General features: G+C 40.8%; 15 protein-coding genes. 10 read left to right on the top strand and 5 right to left on the bottom strand.

Annotated elements, in window-relative coordinates:
* Positions 1–64: 64 nt before the first annotated feature.
* Both ACM0OY_RS05770 and ACM0OY_RS05765 read right to left on the bottom strand, forming a co-directional pair.
* The gene (locus tag ACM0OY_RS05770; RefSeq protein WP_414567932.1) at positions 65–391 is read right to left on the bottom strand and encodes a hypothetical protein; all 327 of its coding nucleotides are present in this window, start codon (positions 389–391) and stop codon (positions 65–67) included.
* 85 nt (positions 392–476) lie between these two features.
* Positions 477–608, bottom strand: coding sequence for a hypothetical protein (locus ACM0OY_RS05765; RefSeq protein WP_414567931.1), 132 nt, complete (start codon positions 606–608; stop codon positions 477–479).
* Positions 609–643: 35 nt separating this feature from the next.
* Here ACM0OY_RS05765 and ACM0OY_RS05760 point away from each other — a divergent pair, with 35 nt between their 5' ends.
* Positions 644–4015: a hypothetical protein gene (locus ACM0OY_RS05760; RefSeq protein ID WP_414567930.1), complete on the top strand. Its 3372-nt coding sequence runs from the start codon at positions 644–646 to the stop codon at positions 4013–4015.
* Positions 4016–4347: 332 nt separating this feature from the next.
* Here the strand turns inward: ACM0OY_RS05760 and ACM0OY_RS05755 are convergent, their stop codons facing one another.
* The gene (locus tag ACM0OY_RS05755) at positions 4348–8577 is read right to left on the bottom strand and encodes a Hachiman antiphage defense system protein HamA (RefSeq protein ID WP_414567929.1); all 4230 of its coding nucleotides are present in this window, start codon (positions 8575–8577) and stop codon (positions 4348–4350) included.
* Positions 8578–8846: 269 nt separating this feature from the next.
* Between ACM0OY_RS05755 and ACM0OY_RS05750 the strand changes: the two genes are divergently transcribed.
* From ACM0OY_RS05750 to ACM0OY_RS05715, 8 genes are all read left to right on the top strand, one after another.
* Positions 8847–10871, top strand: coding sequence for a hypothetical protein (locus ACM0OY_RS05750; RefSeq protein ID WP_414567928.1), 2025 nt, complete (start codon positions 8847–8849; stop codon positions 10869–10871).
* A 22-nt stretch (positions 10872–10893) separates the two neighbouring features.
* Positions 10894–11526, top strand: a complete 633-nt coding sequence (locus tag ACM0OY_RS05745; protein WP_414567927.1) for a hypothetical protein — start codon at positions 10894–10896, stop codon at positions 11524–11526.
* Between the two features lie 206 nt (positions 11527–11732).
* Positions 11733–15080: a hypothetical protein gene (locus ACM0OY_RS05740; protein ID WP_414567926.1), complete on the top strand. Its 3348-nt coding sequence runs from the start codon at positions 11733–11735 to the stop codon at positions 15078–15080.
* A gap of 33 nt (positions 15081–15113) precedes the next feature.
* Complete coding sequence (locus ACM0OY_RS05735; RefSeq protein WP_414567925.1) at positions 15114–15932, top strand: hypothetical protein; 819 nt, start codon at positions 15114–15116, stop codon at positions 15930–15932.
* Positions 15933–16402: 470 nt separating this feature from the next.
* Positions 16403–17521, top strand: a complete 1119-nt coding sequence (locus ACM0OY_RS05730; protein ID WP_414567924.1) for a hypothetical protein — start codon at positions 16403–16405, stop codon at positions 17519–17521.
* A 454-nt stretch (positions 17522–17975) separates the two neighbouring features.
* On the top strand, positions 17976–18707 hold the full coding sequence (locus tag ACM0OY_RS05725) for a hypothetical protein (protein ID WP_414567923.1): 732 nt from the start codon (positions 17976–17978) through the stop codon (positions 18705–18707).
* A 17-nt stretch (positions 18708–18724) separates the two neighbouring features.
* Complete coding sequence (locus tag ACM0OY_RS05720) at positions 18725–20353, top strand: hypothetical protein (RefSeq protein ID WP_414567922.1); 1629 nt, start codon at positions 18725–18727, stop codon at positions 20351–20353.
* Between the two features lie 271 nt (positions 20354–20624).
* Entirely contained in the window at positions 20625–21494 is an 870-nt protein-coding gene (locus ACM0OY_RS05715) for a hypothetical protein (protein ID WP_414567921.1), read from the top strand.
* Positions 21495–21535: 41 nt separating this feature from the next.
* On the opposite strand, the gene ACM0OY_RS05710 is transcribed toward ACM0OY_RS05715, so the two are convergent.
* Both ACM0OY_RS05710 and ACM0OY_RS05705 read right to left on the bottom strand, forming a co-directional pair.
* Positions 21536–24235: an ATP-binding protein gene (locus tag ACM0OY_RS05710; RefSeq protein ID WP_414567920.1), complete on the bottom strand. Its 2700-nt coding sequence runs from the start codon at positions 24233–24235 to the stop codon at positions 21536–21538.
* A gap of 279 nt (positions 24236–24514) precedes the next feature.
* Positions 24515–24679: a hypothetical protein gene (locus ACM0OY_RS05705; RefSeq protein ID WP_414567919.1), complete on the bottom strand. Its 165-nt coding sequence runs from the start codon at positions 24677–24679 to the stop codon at positions 24515–24517.
* 24 nt (positions 24680–24703) lie between these two features.
* Here ACM0OY_RS05705 and ACM0OY_RS05700 point away from each other — a divergent pair, with 24 nt between their 5' ends.
* Complete coding sequence (locus ACM0OY_RS05700) at positions 24704–26152, top strand: ATP-dependent DNA helicase (RefSeq protein WP_414567918.1); 1449 nt, start codon at positions 24704–24706, stop codon at positions 26150–26152.
* Positions 26153–26161 lie beyond the last annotated feature (9 nt).

The following is a 26161-nucleotide window of genomic DNA, read 5'->3' as shown; positions in this document are numbered from 1 at the left end:
GATAATGAAGGTTTTCAGTTATTCAAAAAGGTAACTTATTAATGCGTGCCTCTTAAGGAAAGTTTTACCAAGATTCATCTGGTTCAGGTGGACGCCAACCACGAGTAGTTGAACTTTCATCACCTAGTCTATCAATTGCCCCAGGATCGCTATTGAGAAATTCATCTAAATCTTCATATCCACTTGGATAATAATAACCTGATGTAGGTTTGATAGGATTTTTCTTAATTATTATGCTTTCACCAGGTTTGAGATGAGCATATTCGGGGTAATGCTCATCTTGGGATACATTATCAGAAGGAACGATCAACTCATCTCCTGGCGAATCTGGGTCATCGTCATAAAGCATTACTAATAAACCATCTTCTAGCCGTTGAATTCTTTTATTCATAAAATCTAGTGGTAGCTTCAAAATTGTGTAGCTTGATTAACACAGTGGAAAAATGATAATACGATTAAAAGCACTGTCCAGCTATTTAACTTTCTTGGAAGTCTGCTAGCAGAGCTAATACCGTATAAGATACCGTCTGCCATGAAATCAGTAAATTATCCACTTGGATGATTTTATCGAGTGTAATTTCGTGCCAAGGTGAATATTGGAGTCTCATGCTTGCTAGATAAGCTGTCTAATAGATGATTGGTAATGGATTTAACCACTAGAGTCTTAGAAGGTTCTGGTTTGAGTATACCTATCTTTGATGGGTCGTATAACAATGGTAAGGGAAGATATTTATCTGAACCAGAAATCATTAAAAATTCTCTGCTCGAACAGATGTTTGAAGCAGAAGATTTACAATCTCTACTACTGGTTAAAATTGACAGTAAAAATCCAGATGCCAACCATTTAAGACAAAGAACCTTTCAGGATGGAATCCGACGCAAGTTAGCTTTCAGTTCTGGCAATAGTTATTACTTTGCTGATGGTTCACTGCATAAAAAAATTAGACGCTTATTCGCTACAGAACCGGATACTGCCTGTCGCTATGGTTCTTTACTAGTTAGCAATTGCTACAAAGGCTCAGAAACTTTTACAGGACTGCGAGTGAAAATTGTGGACTTTGAAGATCCACAGTATGTTCATTATAAAACAGGAGACTGTCACGGCAAGATTTCGCCCCAACTTGCCAAACAATTGGGAGGAGAAGGCAATTGTCCATTCCAATTTCGGTTTGCCTGGAGGAGTAATTGGGCTGAATCAGATAATTGTCAGTGCCCAAAAACCAGTTTCTTGTCCAAAGGTACTTTCCTGCCCGATGCCAATTTGACTGATGCTAAAGGCTACGACATTATTATGGATCGTTCCTCAATTAAAGGCATTAAAAAGTCAGAACTCAAAAACTTAATACCCTGTGGTGACTATGAGTTTCCCCAAGCGGTAATCGGTAATCGAGGTAACGCCAAGGCTACCAGCTACGATAATAGTTGGCAGTTTACCATTTGGTACTCAGAAGAAGCAATCAAACAAGATTTGAGCAAACCCACCGAAGAAAAAGCTAGAGAACTTGCCGAGTTGCAGCGCAATCCCTTGGTGTTAGCAAAATACATCATTCAACAATATGACAAACAACAGCGATCGCAGCAAGAGCAGTCAGAAGAAGCTTTTAACGAAATTGAGGGTAATGCTAACAATCAAGCACAGGAATCTCGCTGGATTTCCTTATTACGCAGCGATAAATATGGTCAATTGATTGAAACACCCAAATTCCGCAAGTTTGCCACCGATTACATAGCCAATCAATGGCGTGACTTAGCGATTAAGGGAGGATACAACCATAACTCGGGTATGGCAATGCCATGCGATCGCCTAACTCGTGGCACAATTTGTGTACCCCATCTACCGCAAGGAGATGTCATTCTCACCCGTTACCCCATCGTCAATTCAGACAACATCCGCCTCTACAGTAACATCCACGACCCAGAATTAAAGAAAACTCGCAACGTAGTTTGGATTCACCCCAAGGATGCCGAGGAATACCACCAAGCCGATTTTGACGGCGACCAATTAATGGTCAGTTCTGCTAGTAAACTGCCTAATATTGCTCAAGAAACTCTCCGCGCAGGTGAACCGGGACGATTTGAGCCAGTTAAACAACGCCCTAAGCTGGCGTATACGGAAATTACAGACGAAGAAGGCAACTTAAAATACAAAAATTTAGCAGAGATTGCTGCTGCCAGCAGTCAAAATAAAGTAGGGCTGGTAGCAACAAACATTGGGCGTGTACAGTCATCGATGCCCAAAGACGGTGAGAATGTGGAGCGATTTGGTAGACGACAAAGGAAGCTGCTAAACCGGCTATTTCAGGCACTTCAGGTTGAGGTAGATTCGCCCAAAAGTGCAGAAAGATTGGAAGATATTAAGGAAATAGGTGGGGAAAATTTACTCGCCGATGCCAAAAAATGGTCAGAGTCTCACCCCAGTTACTTTTTTGACTTTAAGAAAGATGAACGGCTTTATCGCTCCTTTGCCATGCCTGCGGATGCTCCCGGCTCAATTAACGTCATTGCAAGAGTTGTAGTCAATCCTGTGTGGGAACCAACACGCATTCGCAGCAGAGATAGGCATGAGTTTCGCTACCTGTTTCCTAAAGAGACGCTATCTGTAGATGCCTTGGAATGGGCAGAAGAACTGAAAACAAGGTTTCAGCAAGCTAGAGACGAAATTAAGGAACGGGTGGGAGATGACAGGGAAGCCTTTAATGAGGAACTAGGGAAGCTCTACGAAAGCTATCGGGCGGAAATTGATGAATTATTCACCAGTCCAGAAGAGAGGTTTGTAAATCCTGCGGACAGGCTCAGTCAATGCGTAGCGTCTCGCAGAGAAGGGGCAGCGGCATTGTGGCACACACAACACACCCGTCCAGAATTAGATCGGCATCGCAAAGACTGTTTAAAGCTGGCAGAACAAATGGAAATTACGTTTTCGTTTCAGCACGATTATGAACTGCCAAGCGTTGCATTACCACAGGATATTTATGTTTTGAGTATTCCTTTCGGTGCAGGTGCTATTAAATGGAAAGAATCTTTAGAACAAAAGGGAATTAAATTTGATGCCACGATTCATCCTCAATTACCTCTGATTGAATTTGCTTTGAAAGACTTATCCCCCAAAGTAGTTGATAAATTAGCAGCTAAATTTGGCGAAAACATTAACGATTTAGATGAACTTAATATTCCGAAGGATTTGAGAATTATCCCGCCAGCAGATCATAGTTGGGCAACATCACGTCAGGATTCAGGTGTTGGTGCTTTGGCATATAACCTGTTTACAGAGGAAGTATGTCAACAGCTTCAGGATTTTCAGTTTGATGAAATTAAAGTGTTGGGTATCAAATACAATCACTTTGCCAATGAAAACTTTGCTAGTAAGCAATGGAAAAAGCGCAGTGTTACTTTGGAAGTGGGAGTTTTTGAGTTACCCGAATCACACCCAGAGCATTATCGTTACAACGGTACACCGATATTACAGATTGATGGTAAGAATTTAGGCACTTTTGCTCCTGACAGTCCGAAACTGCCCATTGGCGCTACATTTGCAGCTACTTTGCAACCAGATGGCTCTAGTATTATCCTCAAAGTTAATCCTGAGTCAATCAATTTGCCAGAAGTTTCATTACCGGAATCAGAACCAAAGTTAGATACTGCTGGGCAATTCCGAACCATTCACCGTGAACTCTGGCGTAAAGAAATGTTTGATAATTTGGTGGGGGCGATCGCTACTACCTACGAACAGCGACAAGCCAATCAATCTGCAAGTAATGAAATTGAGCAGTTTAAAATTGGTAGCCATTGGACTGCTTATGTGCAACCCAGTGGTGATTTTATTGTCCGAAATGAGAGTAAGCGGACAATTTGTCGAGGTAATCTACAGACGTGTGAGGAGATATTTCCACTATCAGAAGAACGTGCCAGTGAGCTAGAAGCGATGATTTTAGAGAGAGAGCGATTACTTCACAGAAAACATGATTTATCAAACAATGGACACCATGTTAGCAGTCAGGATATAGAGTTGAACTGAAGTTGCAAAGAAGATTCTGTAAATGTACTAAATAGTACACCCCTTGTTCTCAAATTACGATTACCTTTGAAACCGCGATAATAATTCCTTACGGTCAGCCTGCAAGAGTGAATCTATATATTCATCCGATGACAACTGTAACAAAGCAGGAATAATGCCTTTTAAATCAGCATCTAAATTAATTACCAAATCGTAACTTCAAAAGCCCCGAAATGACTTTTATTCGTTCGGCTTCTGCACCTTCCTGTTACCAAATGATCACAATTTCCATAACTTCCTTCCGTTCATCTAATCCCATTGTGCGGACAACGGTCAAAATTCAGGTCTGATAATTAGTATATCCTAATAGTAACAATTTCCCTTTCCTGATTAATGTTATCAACTACTAAATCATTCATTTGCCTATCTAATTCGGTCAGCCTTTCAATATTTTCCCCCATTAATTTCCAATTTTCTTCATAGTCATACGTGCTTAAATAAAATTCATTTTCATATTTAACAATAATTAATTTGTCAAACTTTATACTATTAGTAAATTGATTGCCAACAACAGAAAATTCTAATATTTCTTTTTGATTAATAAGTGATGTTTGTTTAGATTGTACTTTATTGAAACAATCCAAAATCCTGTAATCATCAATATTTTTTTCGATGAAAAAGCTATTCCATTGTTCTAAATTTAATTCCAGTATCCATTCTTTAAAAAGTTTGAACTCCAGAGTTTTATTGTCAGTACGGTATGCTTCACCTATTAAAATAGCAATTTCTCTATCATGTATCCCTAAGTTAATAGCATAGACAGCAGCAAGATTCGATACACCATTAGAAGCAAAAGATACTAGATTTATAAAAATTGGGGGTAAATTATTATCGCCCAAGTAAAACCTTAAATGTTGAATTAGTGAATTCAGGCCCCAAGGTAGAGTATAAACCATACTCTCAATTCTTTTTACAGCTTTTTCAATATTGCTGTCGAAATAGGTGTCTGCTATTTCTTTATAAGTTTTTCCTTGTATCCAATCTAATAATATTTTAACCTTGTTTTTATCCTTCCCTAAGTCGGATAACTCAGGGATAGTTTGAAAGATATTAAATGTTTCCTTCCAAAAATTAACAGGTAATGTCTCAATATCCATGTAGTCATTAATTGTATCTCTCAACTTTTGAGCATACACACTGATAATTTCATTACTATTAATAGATAATCCTGTAGTATTAAATAGCTTTCTCTTCGGAATTTCAGTTATTTTATTTTTGACTGCTATTATTCGATTCTTAATTCCTGTTTTAAAACATTCTATTACCTGGAATGTATCAAGATTTTGAACAGAAAATAACATTTTATTAAAGATATTAGTTATTACTTCATCTGAAACTTCATCGATAACTGTTTCAAATAGCCATGCTAACAATTGAGAATCCAAAGTAGATAAAATTTCCTCTTTGTTCTTATTTGCATTATTTTTCTTTATTGTCCCCCATTCACTATAATCACCTCCTTCTTTCCTAAACTGAGATGTAGAACATAATGCCCATTCTTCAAGAAAATTATCGACAGTTTCAAGAGAAGATAATCTAAAATCAATAAGTGTTTTCATACCGGATAAAATAAAACTTTGGGCTTTTTCCCTTCTATTTTCGTTTAAAAACTTTTGCATATCATCTGAATTACAAAAAATTATGTGACCTTCAGTTTCAAAACCTGCTCGACCTGCTCTTCCAATTGCGTTACAGATTTGAGAGGTTGATAACTTATTGTAAGGAGAGGAATGAACAATTACATTTTTTATAGGGAGATTAACTCCTTGAGACAGTGTTGTAGTACATATTATTAGTAAAAGAATATTATTTTTTACACCATTTTCAACAATTCTTCTTACACTTCGAGGTAATTCACCATGATGATAGCCAAAACCTGCTCTAATAGCTCTAGCTAACTTGTGACCAGAACCAAGGATAGCTTCACAGGCTCTTGCTAATTTTTCTCGATTTGATAAAGCTAAAGAATTGATTTCGGATGAGTTTAATAAATTATTAAAATCTAGTAACTTATCTGATATTGATTCAACCAGTTCTTTTGTAGTAGTAAATACAAGTGTAGGCCCAGTTTGCGAATAATAACTTGCTAATTTGGATACGACTGCAATTTTTCTGGTATCACTAAATTCTTGCTTATTCCACTTGAAACGTAATGGAACATAAAAATCTTCAGACGGGTATTTGTTATCCAAAGGCTGATATTTTACTCTAGCACTAAGTAGATTTTTAGAAAAACTATGCCACTCAAACAAACCAAATCTTTGGTTAGTAGGTCTCCATTCGATTTCAATTTTATTATTTTCATCACCGGATATCCATTTAGCAAAATCAGAAGGATTGTCTATTACCGCAGATAAGCAAATAATTCTTACTTGGTTTTTCTCAGCAATATAAAATAATCTACTAAAAATTAACTCCGTTCGGAAGCTTCTTTTGTTAGCAGAAGCAGCATCGTGTACTTCATCAATTATTATTAAAGATAGTTTATTTTTAAACTTTTCATTGTTTCTAATGATCAGGTCTAATTTTTCAGGAGTTAGAACAAATACTTGATTATCTTGAATAATATCTTCTTCAAAAGGACTAAATTCATATCCTCCATACAAAATAGATACTCCAATACCTAATTTTGATAAACTCTTTGAGAGACTCTCTTCAACTTCTGACGCTAAAGCCCTGGAAGGAACTACGTAAATACAAATTTTATCGGGGTTATCTTTGAGTGATTTATAAATAGCTAATTCTACGGTTTTAGTTTTACCTGCGCTTGTGGGCATTGATATTATTAATGATTTATCTCCTAGTATTCCTTCACTTAATGCTTTTTTTTGAGATTTCCATAAAGTCATCATTGGAAATCTACCAAGTGTACTAATTAAACGTAGGTAAATTTTCCAGTCATTATCTATTTTTTCTAAATTGGATACGATTATTTTTTGAGTATAGCTTTGTCTTAACTTGTTAAAGTAAATACTTAGAGAATTTGCCAAGTTATAAGAACTATAATCACTAATGATTGTGAACTGATTGGCAGCAGCTTTAAAGTAATATTCAATTTTTTCTAAAAGAGAATCTTCTCCTGTCCTTAAAAACTGTAGTGTGTTCGCAAATGATCTAGCAATTAACCAAGTGCCAGTAATAGTAATTTTATCTGTAACTAATTCCATCCATTCTTCTTCTGTTGCAGACACAGAAGATGCTGTATCATTTTTAAATTCAAAGAAAAATTTTGCTAAGGCATCCTGTAGTTTTGCTAACTTCCCTGAAATGAAATAACTTAAAAATATGTAAGAATTATCTTGGACGATATGAAGAGGTATATCTTCTCGATTAATAATTTTTTCCATTAAAACTTTGGCGTTAGCATTATATCCTGCAATACTATATAAAATAGCTCCATCAATTATATGCTTAATTGCCCCCTCTATATTGTTATTTTCAAGTTTCCAAATTGCCAGTCTCTCATATAGGGTTGCTGCCTCTTTTAAAATATCTTCAGATTGAGAGGGGAATTCTTGCATCACTCTAAAAGCCGAATATGTTAAATATTTAGCTGCATTCTCTAACTTGAATTGCTCGAATTCATATTTAATTTTTTCTCTGCCAATAATTTTTAAATCGGAAGATAATGCCGCAGATGCAAGCTGACTTTGATGATTTTTAAAAACTAGATTATCTAAAAGACGGTTAACTTCTTCTATAACATCTTTTCCCTCAACTACAGGTGTAATTAACTCCTGATTACTATCCATGACCTGAGAGTAATGGGCTAGACTTTCCTGATGTATTTTCCAGTTAGGTATTAAAAAAGGAATGATTTTTAGAGGTGTTGCAGGATGATTACATACTCCTTTAAAATGAGTATCTTTCCAAAATTTTTCTTCGGTAATTACAAAAGCAATATATTCAGTAACATAAATATAATTATATTCATTTAGAAAATTTTCTATCAACCTAGCTTTATTATAGTCATTTCTTTCATAGAGTTGATTAATAATAAAATCGAAGAGAGTCGGGGAAGTATTTTTTACTGCTAGTAAGTCTTCAGTTGCTTTTTTTACTGCCTGACTAGGAGTAGATTGATAATTTTTTGCTTCCAGGACAAGTAATGCTTTTGGATTGCCCTCTTTAGTAAATTCAAAACCTAATAAATCGTCTCCATGCATAGACATTTTTCTATTAGGAGAGAGTCTAAGCTTGAAAACTGGAACCCTATAATTTGTACAACTTAAAACATAAGCAGTAGCGATGGCCTCACCTATATTGCCATGCCAAACTTTTTCGTTGCCATTAGCAAGTTTATGTAAATTGGAAATTATCGCTCTTAAACCATCTTCCTTTAGGTTTTCTATTTCTTTAATAATTCTCTGTGGGTGACGGCAGAAGTAAGTGAGTAACAAATTTAAATGACTGATAAATTGAGCGGTATCCCTGGGAGAAATTTTTTGACCTTTAACTTCCTTAAGTAATATTTGCTCAGAATTTAAAACAAGATTATTTTTAAAGTGCTGAAAAATTTCCATTAATTTACTTACGCTAGTTGAAAAAAAATTGATTTAGATACTATTTTTCTGGATAAAGGTCTGCAAAGATTAAAAAATTAGTTATATATAAATAATACTAGTCTAGTCATTCTCAGTTCGCTATGGCAATAGGAGAGGTGTAATAGAATTCCCCCTTATGCCCAGAGTCTATTAGCCAACTGGACAATCAATAAATCGCCATTTGGTCTAGCTGTTTCCAGGTAAAGTCTTGTTAGGTTAACTCTTAAGGCAATCAGCTTTGAGTACCTATGGCTACCAAAACACTGACCAAACCTAAGCAAAGACAAAATTCTCAAAATCGCTCATGGGAAAACCTGACAGATCGCCGCAAACTCCGCCATATTGAAAACACATTGGATAAAGCGATCGCATCCTCAATTCAGGATGATTCTATCCAGTCCCACGAAGACTTTAAAGCCTATGTAGAAAACTACAGCCAGGAATCGGGTAAAGCCCCCATCACAGTAGAACTCTGTGTAGGAGGTGGGGATGATGACGAGATTAGAGGCTATCGCTTCTACCTCACCAATGATCCGAACCACAGAACCAGTGGCAAATACCTGATTAAAAACCTCGAAGGAATTACCAGCAAAGATGAAAACTACTTCACCCCTTCTAACATTGCTGAAATTTGCGGTTTTGCTGAAACAGAACTAGACGATCTCGATGATGAATTAGAAGATGACCTGCTCGATTTAGATGAAGAAAATGAAGAAATAGATGATACAAACGACGAACTAGACGATCTATTAAATGATGATTTCAACACTAAACTAGACGACCTAGACGACTTAGGTGAAGAAGACGAGCCATCTGTTAGTCGTGTTAGCGCAGCCCAAACTAAAACTCAAGCCAAAACTTCAACTAAAACCCAAAGTAAGTCCCAACCTAAAACACAAGCTAAAACTCAGGACAGAGCTAAGACCAATAAAACTGCTGCCAAAAACTCCAAATCCAGAGAGCCTCTAGACGAAGCTTCGCGTTTAAGTGCCACAGCTGCCACCAATGGACGAGAAGTGAATGGGGTGAATTTGGCAGGCTTAACCGGTCAACTGGCATCTCTGGGAATTGCGGTAGGACAAGGTGTTTTGGAACAGCTAGCAGCCGAGGCTGATGAAAAGCGGCTTGAACGAATTCTCAAAGAACTGCAACAGCAGAATGACCGCGTAGATAACATAGCCAGTCGCTTGCAAGAAGCAAAACCGGACTCACCAGAGTCTCAAAAGTCTCAAGATTTTCAAACTGTATCTGAAGAATCAGCCGCAGACAATCCACTGGCTGTAGCTGCTACCAAAATCGGCTCGAAAGTAGATAATCTTGGTTCCCAACTAGACCCCAAATACCAATCTCAACCATTTGAATTAAATAAGGATGCCAGCGTCAGCGAACAGCTTGACCAAATTGAAGCCTACTTGAAAGTTCTTTCCAAGCGACTTGACCGTTTAGAAATGGTAATTAGCCGATTGGAAAAACAGATGGCAGCACCACAAAATAATTCTACTGTTGTCGAGTCAGAAACTGATGCAGATATTGTTCAACCTAACTCTGCTAACCAGCCACCAGCAGATGTTGACATTTTAGAACATCTAACGAAACGCCAAGCACAGCAACAACAAGCTGCCTGTGCCGATGCTTTAGTGGGGTTTGCCAAAGTTGCTGGTGAGTTATTTGACCAATCACCCCAAGCAGGTATCGCCATTTCCAGTAACAAAACTTTATGGGTAGAGCCACAGGACAAGCAGGTAGCCATCGCCTTAGAAAATACCCAAGGTGAAACACTCTTTGCTGGTACTCGCACTCAGGGACAGTGGGCGATCGCACAAGACAATCTCAGTCCTGATGAAAAGACTGGCATCTGCAAACTGCCACAGTCGAAAGAAGAATACGCTCTCAAAGCCAGTACCCAAGCATTAATTCAAAAATTTCAAGAACAACTACCTAACCGATTTAACAGCAACGATGAACCGACATTCACCTGGACTGAAAAGGGCAAAGTCAAGTACGAGTTTGAAGTAGTAAAACTGCCCAATGATACACGGCTACTTCAAGGATTTAACCCTAATCGTAACGATGAACAAGTGCTTGATGCCGTTTTAGTACCAGGGCAGCCCCCAGAGATTTTGCAGTGCAGCATCCCCCTGCGTGAGATAGAAACGCTACTGGACAATCAGCAATCAACTCGCTCTACCCAAGCCCAGACTGATAAAAATACTGCAAGGCAACGCCAGAAACAAACTCAAAGAAAAGCCAGCAAACCAGAAATGCAAGTTTAATTCTACAAACGAGAACAAAAAAATGAACAACACAAAATCTCACATTTCTCAGTTAAAACTGCTGTCATCTCGGAAATTTTCAACCAACTTGAGAAACCTGAAAATCAACCGCACAGACTTATTTTTCATTTTACTATGTCTTGCGATTGGAATTTATTTGTTAGCGACCAAACCCATATTCGTCACTATTTTGGGATGTGCCACTATTGTTTTCTTGAGTATTGGGTATGTAATTCGGACAGTACCAATTTTAGAAAAGTATTTAGGTAGAAAAATTCGCTTTTGGCATATTGTTGCCGCCATTATCACTGTTACCGCTTTACTCGATACTTTTACAACTCCAGCCCAAGCTATTTTCTTAAGCGGGTTGGAAAGCTTCTTCAACAATTTAGCCCAACAAAGTTCCCAAGCCGGAGGCGGTTCCACTAGCACTTTGGATGCCAACGTTGTTGGTTTAACATTCAACCTCATCCGAGGTGCATTCTTGCTGCTGGTTGCTGCTGCTTCTCTATTTGCCTATAACCAAGCACAGCAAGGTAACGACTGGCGACCGATTGTTACTCAAGTTGGTTTAGCATTCTCCATCGTTATTGCCATTGATGTCATCACTTTTATATTTGTTGGTAATGGCACAGGAACAACAGCCATAAACTAAACCCAACTTGAATTTTATACCCGTTAAATAAGAATTCAGAAGTCAGAAAACATTCGTCAGAATTCATCAGTGGGGGATGAGCATAGTTGATCTAGACAACTTTGAGAGGTTTATGACAAGAAGAAAAGTCCTATTCTCCCCCTTATCTTCACTTGTCACTTCTTGGTTGACTGACTACTAATGCAGCACCAGAGAATTATACAAATATGGCACAAGACAATCGAGAATTCATAAAAGTAAATCGGATTCTGGGCAAACAAGCCAGCATTGGGCCAATTCCGGCTGAACAGCTACTTCCTTGGATTGCCATCATTGTAGTTTGCTATGTTCTCACCAATGGTTTACTCAGTCTGGGTATGGGTTGGTTCTTTGCCACCTCATTCTGGCTAATTATCAGCTGGTGGATTCTTACAGGCAAACAGCCCCATCAGTTTTTAGATCGATGGCGTAATCCACCGGGAACAGAGTGGTGCAATAGTAACAGCATTTACATCTCACCGATTCCCGAATATCGACCCTGGTGGGTGCGTCGGCGTTACGCAGACTCGCAAGTACAAATCCGATTCAAGCCACTGATTGTACCGAATCAATATGGAGGCAAAAGTAAGCTCATGCCTTTCCAAAATGAGGTAAACATCTGCTGTATTGCAGAAATTAAGAAAGATGATCGTGAAGTGGCTGCCCTGTTATTGGATAAAGGCAACTCTCAGTATCAACTCGTGTTTGGGTTTCGTATTGCTGGACTGCATGACATACTCCATGAAAATGAAGTCAGCGAATTTGCCCACTCTATCGAAGAGGGTTTGAAAGAACTACCTCCCGGTGAAAAAATTACTTTTTGTACAGGCTGTTATAGTGATGATACTGAGTCATATCCCCTACAGACAGGCTCTACCAAGGAAGTACCCCATAAACGCCAAACCCCGCTTACTGCCTTAGCAGACAATTGCCACTTGAAACCAGTTTCTGTGCTGCTTCGCAACGAGCAATTGCGGGTAGAACAACTCAAGGAAGCTGGTTCTCGGCAAATCTGGAATCAAATTGCCTTCTGTACTTGGACGAGCGATGATGAAGCTGGTTCACAGCAAAAGGATTTTGTAGGTGGACTGATTGAAAAATGTAGAAAATTCGGCTCTTGGGCAGTTGAACTGATTACAGGGAACAAACGCATTTACCAAGAGGAGTTTTTCAAAAAGCTTTTACTGCAAGGGTTTCAGCAAGGATTCATTCAGTGGGAATTGCTGCTCAATACCAAAATTGGCTTAGAAGTAACACCTTGCAATGCTACAGATTTGTGGCAGTGGCTTTGGAATCGATTTAATGAGGGTGCAGCACCTCCTATTCCCCAAGTCATTACACTGAAGGAAACTGAGACGGGACTGGAGTTAACAGAAACCCTAACCACCGATAAACACATCTGTACATTACTGATTGAAGGACAACAGGGACGTTCCGCTTGTCCCGAACATCGGGGAGATAATGACCGAGTTTACCTCACAGGTAAAAGCAAGGTTTGTGGAGTCATGGTCGTAACAGATCCCCCCGTCGGTTGGTCTAATGCCCAAGAGCAGCTAAAGTGGGTCTGGAAAATCCTTGCTTCCAGCTACGTCCACGATACAGAAGCTTGGATTGAAATTAGCCGCAGCAATGACTTCTTCATCCAAGACAACCTAGCGCGTCAAGCAAAACAATCCAAAACAGCCCGCACTTTAGCCATAACCAAAGGACAGGGACGGGACGTTGGAGCGGAAATCAAACAGGAGGAATCCTTTGAAGCCCAACGACGACTTTATGAAGGCACGAAAGCATTGCACTGTGCGCCTGTATTTCTAGTTTATCGTCACAGTGCCCAAGAGTTAACCCACGCCTGCAACTTGTTAGCTAACAGTTTTGAGACTGCCAAAGTCATTCGAGAGCGTAATATTGCTTGGGAAATTTGGCTGCAAACCCTGCCAATTACCTGCAAATGGTTGCTGCACGGAGGCAATCTCAGCGAACGCAGAATAACTTTAGATACCCATACTGTAGCTGGAATCATGCCCCTAACTGTCCCCAAGGACATCGATAAACAAGGTGTGGAATTCCTTACCAGTCGTGGTGGCAAGCCTATTTATGTTGACTTATTTCACCAACAGATTGGACGCGCGCTAATTACAGGTACTTCCGGCTCAGGAAAGAGCGTTTTGGGATGGCGCTTTGCTCTAGAGGCATTAGCGAACAATATTCCCGTTGTTGGTATGGATATCTCTGCTAGTGGTAACAGCACTTTCAAGACGGCGATTGAGCTTTTGGGCGAACAAGGAGCATATTACGATATTTCCAGTGGCAGCAGTAACCTACTGGAACCGCCAGATTTGCGGCGGTTCGACAAGTCAGAACGGGAACGGCGCATGGAATCTTGGAAGGACTTTATTCGCAAAGCATTAACAGCGATCGCAATGGGTAAAGTCACAAACCCCCATTTAGCTCAACGGGTTGATGCCTTGCTAGTCAAAGCTTTGGACGTATTTTTAAAAGACGCAGAAATTATTACTCGCTATAACCAAGCCTTTGAGATGGGCTGGCTTTCACCAGAATGGCAGCAGATACCCACGCTACCAGATTTCGTTAAGTTCTGCACTAGAGAGCGCCTTAATCTCAGATCCTTTGAAGAGATTGACCGACAGGCACTCAACCAAATCCAGAATCAGGTTAGCGCTTTACTGGCATCTAGGTTGGGGAAAGCGATCGCTCGTCCCAGCACTTTTTCCCCGTTACCGGCGATTAAATTCTTTGCCCTCAGTGGATTGAGTAACGAACAGGATGCTTACTTGATGGCAATTAACGCCCATAGTGCCTGTATCCGTAATGCCTTATCCCATCCTCAGAGTTTGTTTATTGGCGATGAGCTATCCGTATTGTTACGTAAAGATGGCTTTGCCCAGATTATAGGCGAAACCTGTGCCACGGGAAGGAAAGAAGGCATTGCTGTTCTGCTGATGTCCCAAGACCCGGATACCATTTGCGAGTGTTCGACAGGCGCTCAAATTATGCAGAACATGACCTATCGGATTACCGGACGTATTACCAGTAGCGGTATTGCTTCTTTCCAACAGTATCTGGGCTATCCCTTCAATATTATCAGTCAAAATGCGACTGAAGCATTTTTGCCCCGTACCAGCGACCTTTATTCTTGTTGGCTAGTAGAAACAGGTGGTAGATTCTGGCGTACCCGCTTTTACCCTGGCGAAATGATGTTGGCCAGTGTTGCCAATAACCAAGATGAACGGGAAGCACGAGAACGGGTGATGGCTCAGTATCCAGATACCGCTAAAGGCAATCTGTTAGGACTGAGAGCGTTTACAGATGCTTACATTCCGGCTTTGAAGGAAAACAGAGGCTTTAAGCATATTGGTCAAGAGATACATCAAACCACAGCATTGCGCGATTGGCTACGCCCAACCGTAAGTCCTGCGGACAGGCCCCACCAAAGCGGAGCATCTCTGCAACAAGAAGGCGATCGCCAAGAGAATAACGATGGCCAACAGGCTGAAAGTAGCCTGATTGCAAGTTGATATATCTAAAAACTGCATTAAGGAAGGTGAATCATGAAATCTAAACTTACCTTTATCAGATTGATAGCACTGATTTTAATTTTTGAACTTGGTTCTATCGCCAGTCCAGCCCTTGCTCGCACTCAAGACAACGGTCGAGATCCGGTAGCTGCTGCTGTTAGTAATAAAACTACTGGTAGTAGTATTTTCACCTCAGACACAGCATCTCAAATCAGTGATTTTGTGGGAGATGTCAAAAATTTCGCTCAAAATGACCTATTTAATCCTCTTGGCAATTTGCTCAATTCTGCCTTGGGTGCAATTCAAATTCCAGATTTAAACAAAGTTTTGGCAGGAATCATGAACGGTTCAGCCAACAACGATCCTGGTGCCGTGCTGTCTGAAACTTTGGAGAACAAAACCAATGGTCAAAGCTCTTATGGTATCCGTGAAGACCTTGGTAAATATGCTACTAGAACAGTTGCCACAGAGATCGCTAATCAGGCTACTTTGAGCCAAACAGCCCAAAGTCAGATGGCTCAAATTAAGCAAGCTACTCAACAAGATACTCAAGAAAGCGTCAGCTTGGGTGAGGAATCCCAAAGTTTAGATGTCACCCAACAGATTTTGCAAAACCTATCCCAACAGACTGCCCTTAGCAGTCGCGTCAACGAGCGGATGCTTATTGAAGCCCAGCAAGCACGCATTGACAGGGCATTGAGTAACACCTTAACCGCTCAAACAGCCAAGGAACTTTCAGCCATCAATACTGCCGATCGCCGTAAGAGTGTTGCCGCCGGTAATGCTGCCACTCAACAGGCGGGGTTATTGATCATGCCTGGTGGCATTACCCTTGGTTCTGACAAGCAGTAGCTAGGAATTGGAATCTTAGAGCTAGTACCGTAAGGCGGAAGTCAAAAGTCAAAAAAGTTTTAAGAGTAGGGCTATGGTTGGTTTATTTATGCCGTGATGTACCAATACGCTTGGGTTAAGCATTTCTTTCTTCTCTCGGTGTCGCGCCAGTTGCTACAACTCTTGGAACCCCCGCAACGCACTGGCTTCTCTGCGCCTCTGTGGTTCGTTAAAAAATTTGACTTTCACAAAGAATTTTAACCTTAACCGAACCGTATTGCGTGATCTACTAGCTCTAAGTAATTAATTAGACATTGTAAATCAATTATCACTTACGCAAAACCTTCCATTTCTTCGTGTCTTCCCTTCTCTACGAGAGGCTGTGCCCCAAGCAAAGCTATGCCGCAGGCTTTATGGGACGCTCCGCAAACTCATTTCTTATCCATAAATCCTGTCAATTTTAGCTGCGATCGCTAACGCTTTCGACACTCATGATCCACATTATTGCTCAATCATTTCCAGTAACAGGCGGAGAATCCGATGCCCTAGAAATTATCTCCAGTTCTTTAGAACTTTCTCGCGCTACAGTTGAGTCGTGGAATACCGTCTGGCTAGTTACTTTAGATCCGCTCGGTTCGGCATTATGGATTGGCTTGATTAAATTGGGCATCACCTTGGGAGCCGCCAGCATCTTATTTGTGGCACTAACCACTGGTAAGGAAATCATTGAAAAGCAATCATGGTCAGAACTGGCATCAATCTTTGTTTGGCCCTTCGTGATTATGATTTTCTTGGGGGCCAACGGCAATATGCTGGCCAAGACAATTACTGTTATCCGAGGCTTCGCTTACAACCAAGTGCAAAGCGTTCTTCAGCTTCAAGTTGGTGAACTAACATTTCGAGATGCTATTACCAATGTGGCAATTAGCAGTATCGCTAGACAACAGCTAGAAAACCTCTATAGCGAATGTCAAGGAAAAGTCGGTACAGAGTTAGTTGAGTGCTGGAACTCAAAGCAAGCCCAGGCACAGGCAATTGTTACCAAAGCTGAAGAGCAAGCTAAATCTCCACTCCAACCACTACGAGATTTTGGTAGTTTTCTCTGGAATAGAACTTTACCTGGTCAAATTGGTACTGCTGTTCAGTTTACCAATGATCCAGGTAGTGTGTTTCGAGATACTGCCATCCCCATCATTCGTTTTATCCTGTATGCCCTGCAATGGGGCTTTGTAAATATTTTGGAAGCTGCTCTGTTGCTAACGGCATTATTTGCACCGATCGCAGTTGGTTTATCTTTGCTGCCATTACAAGGTCGTCCTATTTGGGCGTGGCTGACAGGGTTTATTTCCTTGTTTGGCGTTCAACTTGGTTACAACATTTTAGTAGGTTTAGCAGCCGTCGTGCTGGTGAAGTCTGGTGCTGAATTAGCATCTGATGTAGCATTTTTATGTTTCCTGAGCATCTTTGCACCAGTTTTGGCGGTATTGATAGCTGGAGGTGGGGGAATGGCAATCTATAACGGCATTTCTGCCAATGTCAAAGGTTTAATCGATATTTTTAGCAGTGCCATTGGAACTGCTACCAGTATTGCTCTACTCCGTAGGGGGTAATACCAATTTTGGATTTTAGATTTTGGATTTTGCGGAAAGTCTGTAGCAAGATCCCGCAGGGTGCGCCGACTTCCGCCTCTCCGTTAGCGCAGCGTAAAGCCTGCGGCATAACTAACTTCTCTACGAGATGCTAGCTTGCTTCCCCGCAGGGGTACCTTAAAGCGACGGAGGAGCGTCACTTTTCAAGACAGTCAATCACGGGAAAATCCCACAATCAATGGATGAAAATCCTTATTCCCCTATTCCCTATTTTCAAGCTAAACGGTCATGTGATGAATCACACAACGATGGCATGAAAATTAACCTACCCTCGTTCCTAGTTCCCAGTCCCCAGTCCCCAATCCCTAGTCCCTATTTTCAAGACAGGCATCATAACTTTCCAAGATGGATTAAAAACCTTTAACACAAGGCTGTTCGGTGGATTTTCAAACAATACTACTTATGCCAATTTGGTATGACTCTGCAAATTAAACGACTTCAAGCTCCATTGCTTCCAGAAGCCAAAAACCTTCTAGCTGTTTGCTTTATCTGCCTAACTGCATTTAACGGTCTGATATTTTTGTTGACTCTATTCACCGCTTTCAGGGTCAATAAAATCGCCGATCGCAAGACGACCTTTGCCCAGTTGGTAAATGGTGAGACAATCTACATTTCCGAGCAAGACCGCAACTGGCGTTATCCAGCTGTAATTCAAAAAGTAGTTAGTGACTGGACAACTCTAACATTTAACTGGAATGACAAACTCACTGGCACTAATCAACCAGACCAAGGCATTCAAGTTGGTAGAAATGGGCGGATTCCCACAAATACTTGGTTTGCTTCCCTGCTACTAGAACCGGAATTTGCCAAAGCTTCTCTACCGAAGATTGCCGAATTAGTTCCCACTAACTTCTTTTCAGGTCAGCTGCGTAGTACCACTATTATTTCCTATCTGTCAGAACCAAGAGCAGTACGACCTGGGGAATGGGAAATAGACATGATTGCTACCCGTATCTTAATTGACCGAACTACTGGTAGAGATGAGCGTATTCCTTTTAACCGCACCTTTACCGTCCAAGCAGTGGAGATTCCCCGATCTCCTTTAGGTAAAGATGCCCCTATGGTAGAACAGAAAATTTATGAAGTGCGATCGTCTGGACTGCAAATTACCAAGATGGTTGAGTTCAATTCTCAGCAACGACGCTAAAGGAAAAAGGTAGAATTATGACCAATTCAAATCAAAATCATGAATTTGACTACCTAAACAAAAACTCTGCTGATTCTTCGCCGGAATTCAACAGTACTAACGGCAATCATCGCTCTACCCAAGCCACTTTGGTTGCTGATGATGATATCAGCCCTGAAGAGGAGCAGTTGTTGGCAGGTTATAACCCTACCGCAAATCACCTCATTTCCGAAGAATATCGCTTGAAACAAGATGCAGAAGGAGCAGTAGAGCGACCGTTAGCAGAAAAACCTAGTGTTCGACTAGGTTCAGTAGTTGCCTTAGTGGGAATGGTTATTGGCTCTGTAGCACTGATCTGGTTTGGATTTCTCCAACCGAAACCTCCTGTCAAACAAGTAGTCCAAACTCCTACTACATCTCCAAAAGGCGAACCAGTTTTAGATGAATCTGCCGAACTCAAAAGCAGATTAGCGTTTCAAGACCAACGGCAACAACTTAAAGTGGAACCTGTTGCTGCTAAATCCCCAAGTCCAACCCTACAAAATAAACCCAAACCAACGCCATCTCCTCAGACTTTTTCACCGCGCACAACTCCTACATCACGCATAACACCAATAACTCCTGTAAGAATTTCTCAACCTGCGCCCCCAGTAGTGCGGTATATTTCTCCAAATCCTGTTAGTTATCAAGCTTCAACACCAATACGACAGCCTGAAAGGAATGTCGATCCTTTCCAGCAGTGGAGCCAACTAGCTAGCCTGGGACAGTCGCAAATCGGTAACTCTAAAGCAGCTGAAACTCAGTCAGAAGTTGCTCTTAACACTCAAATTCCAACAGGCTTGAAACCAACAGCTAGGGCATCCATTTCCACTCCCGAAGACCCTGGTATTCAAACAGTTTTAATTGGCTCCAAAAGCACTGACAGTAAAACTGATAACTTGACTCCAGGAATGGTAGGTATCCTCAATCGCACCCCTGTAGCTACAACCAATCTCAATGTCAATGAAACTAAAGAGGTAGCACTGGGTACATCTGCCACAGGTAGAATTATCATGCCGATGATTTGGGATCAGGGAGGCAATAATCCCAGCGATCGCTTTGCTATCGAGTTAACCAAACCTCTCACAGCTACAGATGGCACGGTGGCACTCCCGGCTGGTACTGTTTTAGTAACGAAAACAGTGGCAGTAGGTAAAAAGAATAACTTGGTATCTGCTAGTGCGATCGCGCTGATTTACCCTGACTCCCAAGGCACAGTTAAACAGGAAACCATTGCGGCTGAGACTTTTTTAATTCGCGGTCGAGGACAGCAACCGTTAATTGCTAAAAAGCTGAATGATGTGGGGACAGATATTGCCCAACAAGATTTATTAGTTGGATTACTCAGTAGTTTGGGTAAGGTGGGAAGCATAGTGAATCAGCCCCGCACTCAATCTAGCACTGTTGTTTCTAGTGGCACTTTTAACCAAAGTACTATTACTAGTAACTCTAATCCTCAGATTTGGGCGGCGGCGCTAGAAGGCTTTTTTAGTCCAGTCAGTGAACGTCTGTCTAGACGCTCTGACCAAGCAGTGCAAGAATTACTAGAACGTCCAAATATCCAGTTTTTACCTGAAGGTACAGAAGTCTCGGTTGTCGTCAATAGTTTTTTGAAAGTTGAACGATGATACCAATTTAGTGCGGGTAGTCAGCAATTTAAAATTCGGCGTTGCATAAATGCGGGATGAATTGGCGGTTGAAACCATTGAAAATTCTTTCCAAATTGGACGAAATCATTCCCTGATTCACCAATGCTTAAAATTCAAACAAATTGGAATCAATTCATATACAGCATCCTGGCTATTGAATAGATACAAACTGAACGTTCTACAACTTAATATTTGAGATTACTGGAACAGCCTATAAGTCAAAACTTCTAGTCCAAAATTAAAAATTGGTATGAAACAATTTGCCACTCTTGTTATTGCTAGCACCACAATACTGTTTGGGGTGACAATACCTGTTGTACAGGCACAAGCACAAATTTCTGCATATCGCTTGATTGAAAGGGATACAGCTGCAAACAACAGAATTCAGGTTCAAATTACTCCAGGACGTGCTACACCTATTAGCTTCACTCAAACCGACGAGGCGATCGCCTATATTTTGGTAGCAGACCCTTCACGACTGGTCTACACCACAGATACAGATTTAAAAAGCGGACGCGCTACAACGATTTTTCTGAGGCCAATCCAACCGCTAAAGTTTCCAGGGGCTACCACCACTGCCATTACTAACTTACTTGTCCAAACTGTAGACAAAACGGGACAAAAACGACTCTACAACTTCGATATCGTTCCAGTGCGTAGAAACACTGGGTATGTAGGTATTCAGATTGCAAATGCGTTCGTCGTACCCTTACAGGGAAGCAAGCTACGCATAGCGGACGCACCAGAAGACGTTGCCGTACCCCTACGGGGAAGCAAGCTACGCGCAGCGTCTCCGATAGGCTTCGGCACTGCACGTAGACGCCGAACAGCTTCTGAAAGTAGCGCAATCGCTGGACAACAGACACTCTTAATAGATAAAAATCGCAGAGCGAGAGTAGATGATATTGAAACCGGGCTGAGAATTGCTATTAATCGGGGTTACACCAACAAAAGCGATCCAGTTGTTCCTAAAGTGCAGCAAATTTTATCTCTGTTGCGAAATAGCAGAGTAACAATCCCAGAAGCAGCTACATCTGTTGGTGTTCCAGTTGAGGTTATTTCTGAATTAGGAAGAATCGCTTTAAATGACCGCCTACTCAGACTAGGACAGCAACGCTAGAGGTGATGCACTGGTTAAAATAGAAAGGAATTGACATTTGATCAAGTTTTTAATACCTCAATGATCTTGTCCACAAGTTCCATTGGCTCAATTGGCTTGGCAATAAAAAGTTGAAACCCTGCTTTTAAAATACGTTGCTCATTTTTGGCTTCAGCAAATGCAGTGAGAGCGATCGCTGGAATTTGTCCCCCTTGCTTTATAGTACGGGAGCGAATCTGACGAATCAAGGTAAAGCCATCCTCATCTGGCATACTGATATCACTAATCAGTAGAGCGGGCGATTGCTGTTCTAAAAGTGCCAACGCTTCTTTTACTGATGCTGCCACTAATACATCTGCCCCGGCGCTTTGGAGAACAGTCTGCATTAACATCCGAGCATCTGCATCGTCATCTACAACCAGAATGCACAAGTTCTGCAATTGGGCAATTTCCTTATTCCCATACAGCAATTCTCCTACTACTAGTTCATCATTACTCAACTGCTTTGTCATTGTTACGATAGGTAGCCTCACCGTGAATGTCGAACCCTTGCCGAATCCCGCACTGGCTGCTGTGATCTTGCCATTGTGGAGTTCTACAATTGTCAGAGCGATCGCAAGTCCTAACCCTAATCCACCAGCAGAACGAGTAGTTGAAGCGTCACGCTGACTAAACCGTTCAAAGACGAATGGTAGAAATTCTGCTTCTATGCCCCTCCCTCGATCAATAACAGTAATCTGAGCCTGAGACTCAACTTGTTCCAACCTCACCTCTACACTTTCATTCTTGGAACTAAACTTGATTGCATTTGAAAGCAAATTCCAAACCACTTGTTGTAAACGAATGGCATCACCTAAAACCTTGGACACACCAGTATCAAGATGTAACTGAATTTGAATGCCCTTTGTTTGGGCTGACAATCGAATAGTATCTGCTGCTGACCGAATTACACTTGCTAGGTCAACAGGTTCGATTTCCAAATTCATCTCGCCCTTCTGCATCCTAGCCAGATCCAACAAATCGTCAATTAAGCGAACTTGGAGACGGGCATTCCGCTCAATCGTTTCCAGTCCCTCAATTTTCAGTGCTTCATCCATCTCAGATTCAGTTAGCAATAGTTGCGCCCAGCCGTGGAGATTATGCATGGGAGTACGTAACTCATGAGACAAGACAGCAACGAATTCATCCTTTACTCGATTTATTTCTGCCAGTTCCTCAGTCTTTTGTCTCAGTTCTTCCTCTACACGCTTTTGTTCGGTGATATCAATGCCGATTAAAAATGCAGCTCTGTTTTGGTCATATTTTTGAGCCACAATTAAATAGCTACGATCTGCGCTTATGGATTTCAACTCATATAATGCTTCAGATTGATCTCCAGCAAAGAAATTTTGTACGAACTCACGAAACCCATTACCATTAGCTAAAAAACCAATATCCTGACCAACAAAAGCTTCGGGAGACAAATTAAAACTATCAGCTAAGTGCTTGTTGACACCTAGATAGCACAAATCGGAACTGACCCAAGATACAATTCCAGGTACAGCCTCCAATACAGTCTGCAACTGATCTCTAGCAGCTTGCAATTTTCTTTCTGCCTGGTTGCGCTGGGTAATATCTAGAAATACACTTACACACCCCCGCACTTTTCCATCTTCATCAAATAAAGGGGCAGCATACTGCGAGAGATTAATTCTCACACCATCATTACGAACCACCTCAATCTCAGAATCCAGTATTTCCACACCATGAGTGGTAGCATATTGCATAGCTAGTTCTTCTGGAGCTAGTTCTCTGCCATCCTGGTAAACTTTAAAGTTAGTTGGACGTTCATCATTAGGAGCGCTCAGAGAGGCATTTGCGTCAACAGGTATGCCCAGCTGTTTGGCAAGAGCCGGATTAGCTCGAATAGTTCGGCATTCTGGATCTTCTGCAATGCCAATGCCAGTTGGAATCACCTCTAACAAAGTTTGTAGTTCTTTAACTCGTCGATTTAAAGCTTGGTTTAACTTGATAATTTTTGCTTCTGCTTGTTTACGGTTCGTAACGTTTTGGAAGATTGCCAAGCCAGTCAGAATTTTGCTATTTTCATCTTTAACTGGAAAAGTTTGTACTAGATAAACTTGATTGTTATAAGGAATTTCAATACACATTGGAGTACCCTGTAAGGTACTACGGTAAGCTGGTTCTATCAGTTCGTAAGTCTCAGGGAGAACAGTTTCGTGCAGCGTTTTACCTTGGAACTCTTCTTTTGGTAAACCAAAAATTTGCAGTTCTGTACCCTCAGCACCCATAAAGCGCATATCTCGATCAAAGAGAAAAACTACTCCATTGGGTAGATTTTGGGTTAATGTTCGGTATAGTTCTTCACCTTGTCGAAGTGAACGCTGACTCTGTAATAAATCTTTTAGATTAATTTGGGCTTCTGTTTTATCAGTATCTGACTGCTGTTTACTTGACTGGAAGTTAGCAGTTAGCGCACTGATTAATAGACCCTCGATAACAAATAATACAAATTCCAGACTATCGAGAGTAGAAGATGGATTTGTAAAAAAGTAATGACTAGCTAAAGCAGCCAAAAACACTGATGTCAATCCTGAAATGATGCTACCGTACCAAGTACTTGTAGCGATCGCAATCAGCCACAAGCTGAAAGAATTTGTAATTCCGGTTAGATGCTCTAGTCCCAGCTTTACTAGCAAGGTTACTCCCACACTGAAAAATGCAATCCTGTAAGGCAGGTATTTTTGTTTGATAAATAACATAGAGATGGGAGCAACGGGATGGGATTTTGTAAGGCCGGATAAAAAACGAGCGATGTCTACGGCAGGCCACGCCTACACTAAAAACTATTTTCAGTGTAATAAAATATTTAGTATATTTAAATACGTAGCAATGCGTAATTAGGTCTAATGTATGGTGACATGCGCGAAAATTTGTAATCACAAGAATTCAAGTAGGATTTCCGAGTAGCAATAATTTTAAGATTGAAGATGTTTACCTTCATGGAAAAATATATATGTGCAATTTCAGATTTAACTAAATCATCTGAATCTTAAAAAACTTTGGCGTTGCATAAATGCGGCATTAATTGGCGGTTGAAACCATTGAATATTTGTTCCAAATTGTCCGGAATTATCCCATGATTCAGCAATACCAAAACTTTTAATATATTGATTTCTGATGATGCCGAATGGATATAGAAACATATATTCCTCAAACCAGAAGGAGTATTGTTTTTCGGAGAAGTAAAACCAACAGCTATCGCTGCATTGAGTGGATCAATTAATGGAATTAGCGAAGCGATGATGATCCAAACACTTCCTACTTTTGCTGCAACAAGTTCTTTTCCATTTCAACTCACCCAACAGCAGCAAAAAGCTTTAGATGCAATGTGGACATTTATACAGCCAACTGTGATGGCTGCTTTATTTCTGCTGGTTGGCTATGCGGGAACCGGCAAGTCAACTATTGTATTCCAACTAGTTAAAGTTCTTGTCGCTGCGGGTAAGCGAGTTGTACTGACTGCACCCACTAATAAAGCTGTAGGTGTGCTGCAACGTATGGCGGCAGAAAATGGCGTAACTGGGGTAGAATTCTTCACCATTCACCAGTTGTTAGGACTGGGTATGGTAACTAGAGGTAAAGAGAAAGTACTTGACCAAACAGGGCCTTCTTACATCAATCTATTTGATGTTGTCTTTATTGATGAATGTTCCATGATTGGCAAACAACTCTGGCGCTGGATTGAGGATGTTGCTAACCAATCATCCACCTGGACAAAAATCAAAATTATTCTCATGGGCGATCCAGCACAGTTAAATCCAGTTAATGAAGGAAAATCCTCTAGTTTTCAAGTACCAGATAAAGCAGTATTGACTCAAGTTGTGCGTCAGGGAACTGGTAGTCCTTTGTTAGAGTTTGTCACCGCTTCTCGCTATGCAGTTACCAAGAGCAAGTATCCTTTTGAGCCTTATGCCAAATATCTGCCTGATAAAAGTAATGGGGCGCTGATGGTTAAACGTCAAACTTTGCTGCGCTATGCCTGCAAAAAGATGTCTAAAGAATTTGCTCAAAACCCAGATTGTTTCCGAATTTTGTCATGGACTAATACTCAAGTTGACTTTTACAATCAGCAGATTCGCACACATTTATATGGTGAAAATATCAATCGCTTTATTCCTGGAGAGAGATTAATCACCAGAGATCCTGTGATGGCTCCTGATGGTAAAACTACGGTTCTTTCTACATCTACAGAATTTACTGTTTTAGATGTCTTTGGCGATCGTTACAACAACTATGATACTTGGAGGTTAAAGGTAGAGACAGATGAAGGGATTGTGCGTCAAATCTATGTTCTGCATGAAGATGAGCAAAAACAATTTGACCAAGAAACCAAACGTTTACTCAAAAGTGCCAAGCGTAATCCCTTTCTGTGGAAGCAGTACTACAAACATTCAGAGCAGTTTGCTAACATCAGAAACTGCTTTGCATTAACTGTTCACAATAGCCAAGGTAGCACTTTCTTAGAAGCGGGTATTGATGGTAAAGATTTGAGTAAGCGACTTTATCCAGAACGAGGAGATGACAGTAAGGCAGTACTGGCCAAGATTAGAGAGTTTAATCGTTTGTACTATGTTTCTAGCTCACGGGCTAGACAACGGATATTAGTTATCCGGTGATAATTGTGT

The organism is Nostoc sp. CCY 9925 (assembly GCF_963920935.1).
In the GTDB taxonomy this organism is placed as follows: Bacteria; Cyanobacteriota; Cyanobacteriia; order Cyanobacteriales; family Nostocaceae; genus Nostoc.
The sequence above is the reverse complement of the archived record's forward strand: the minus strand, read 5'-3'. Positions and strand labels throughout refer to the sequence as shown.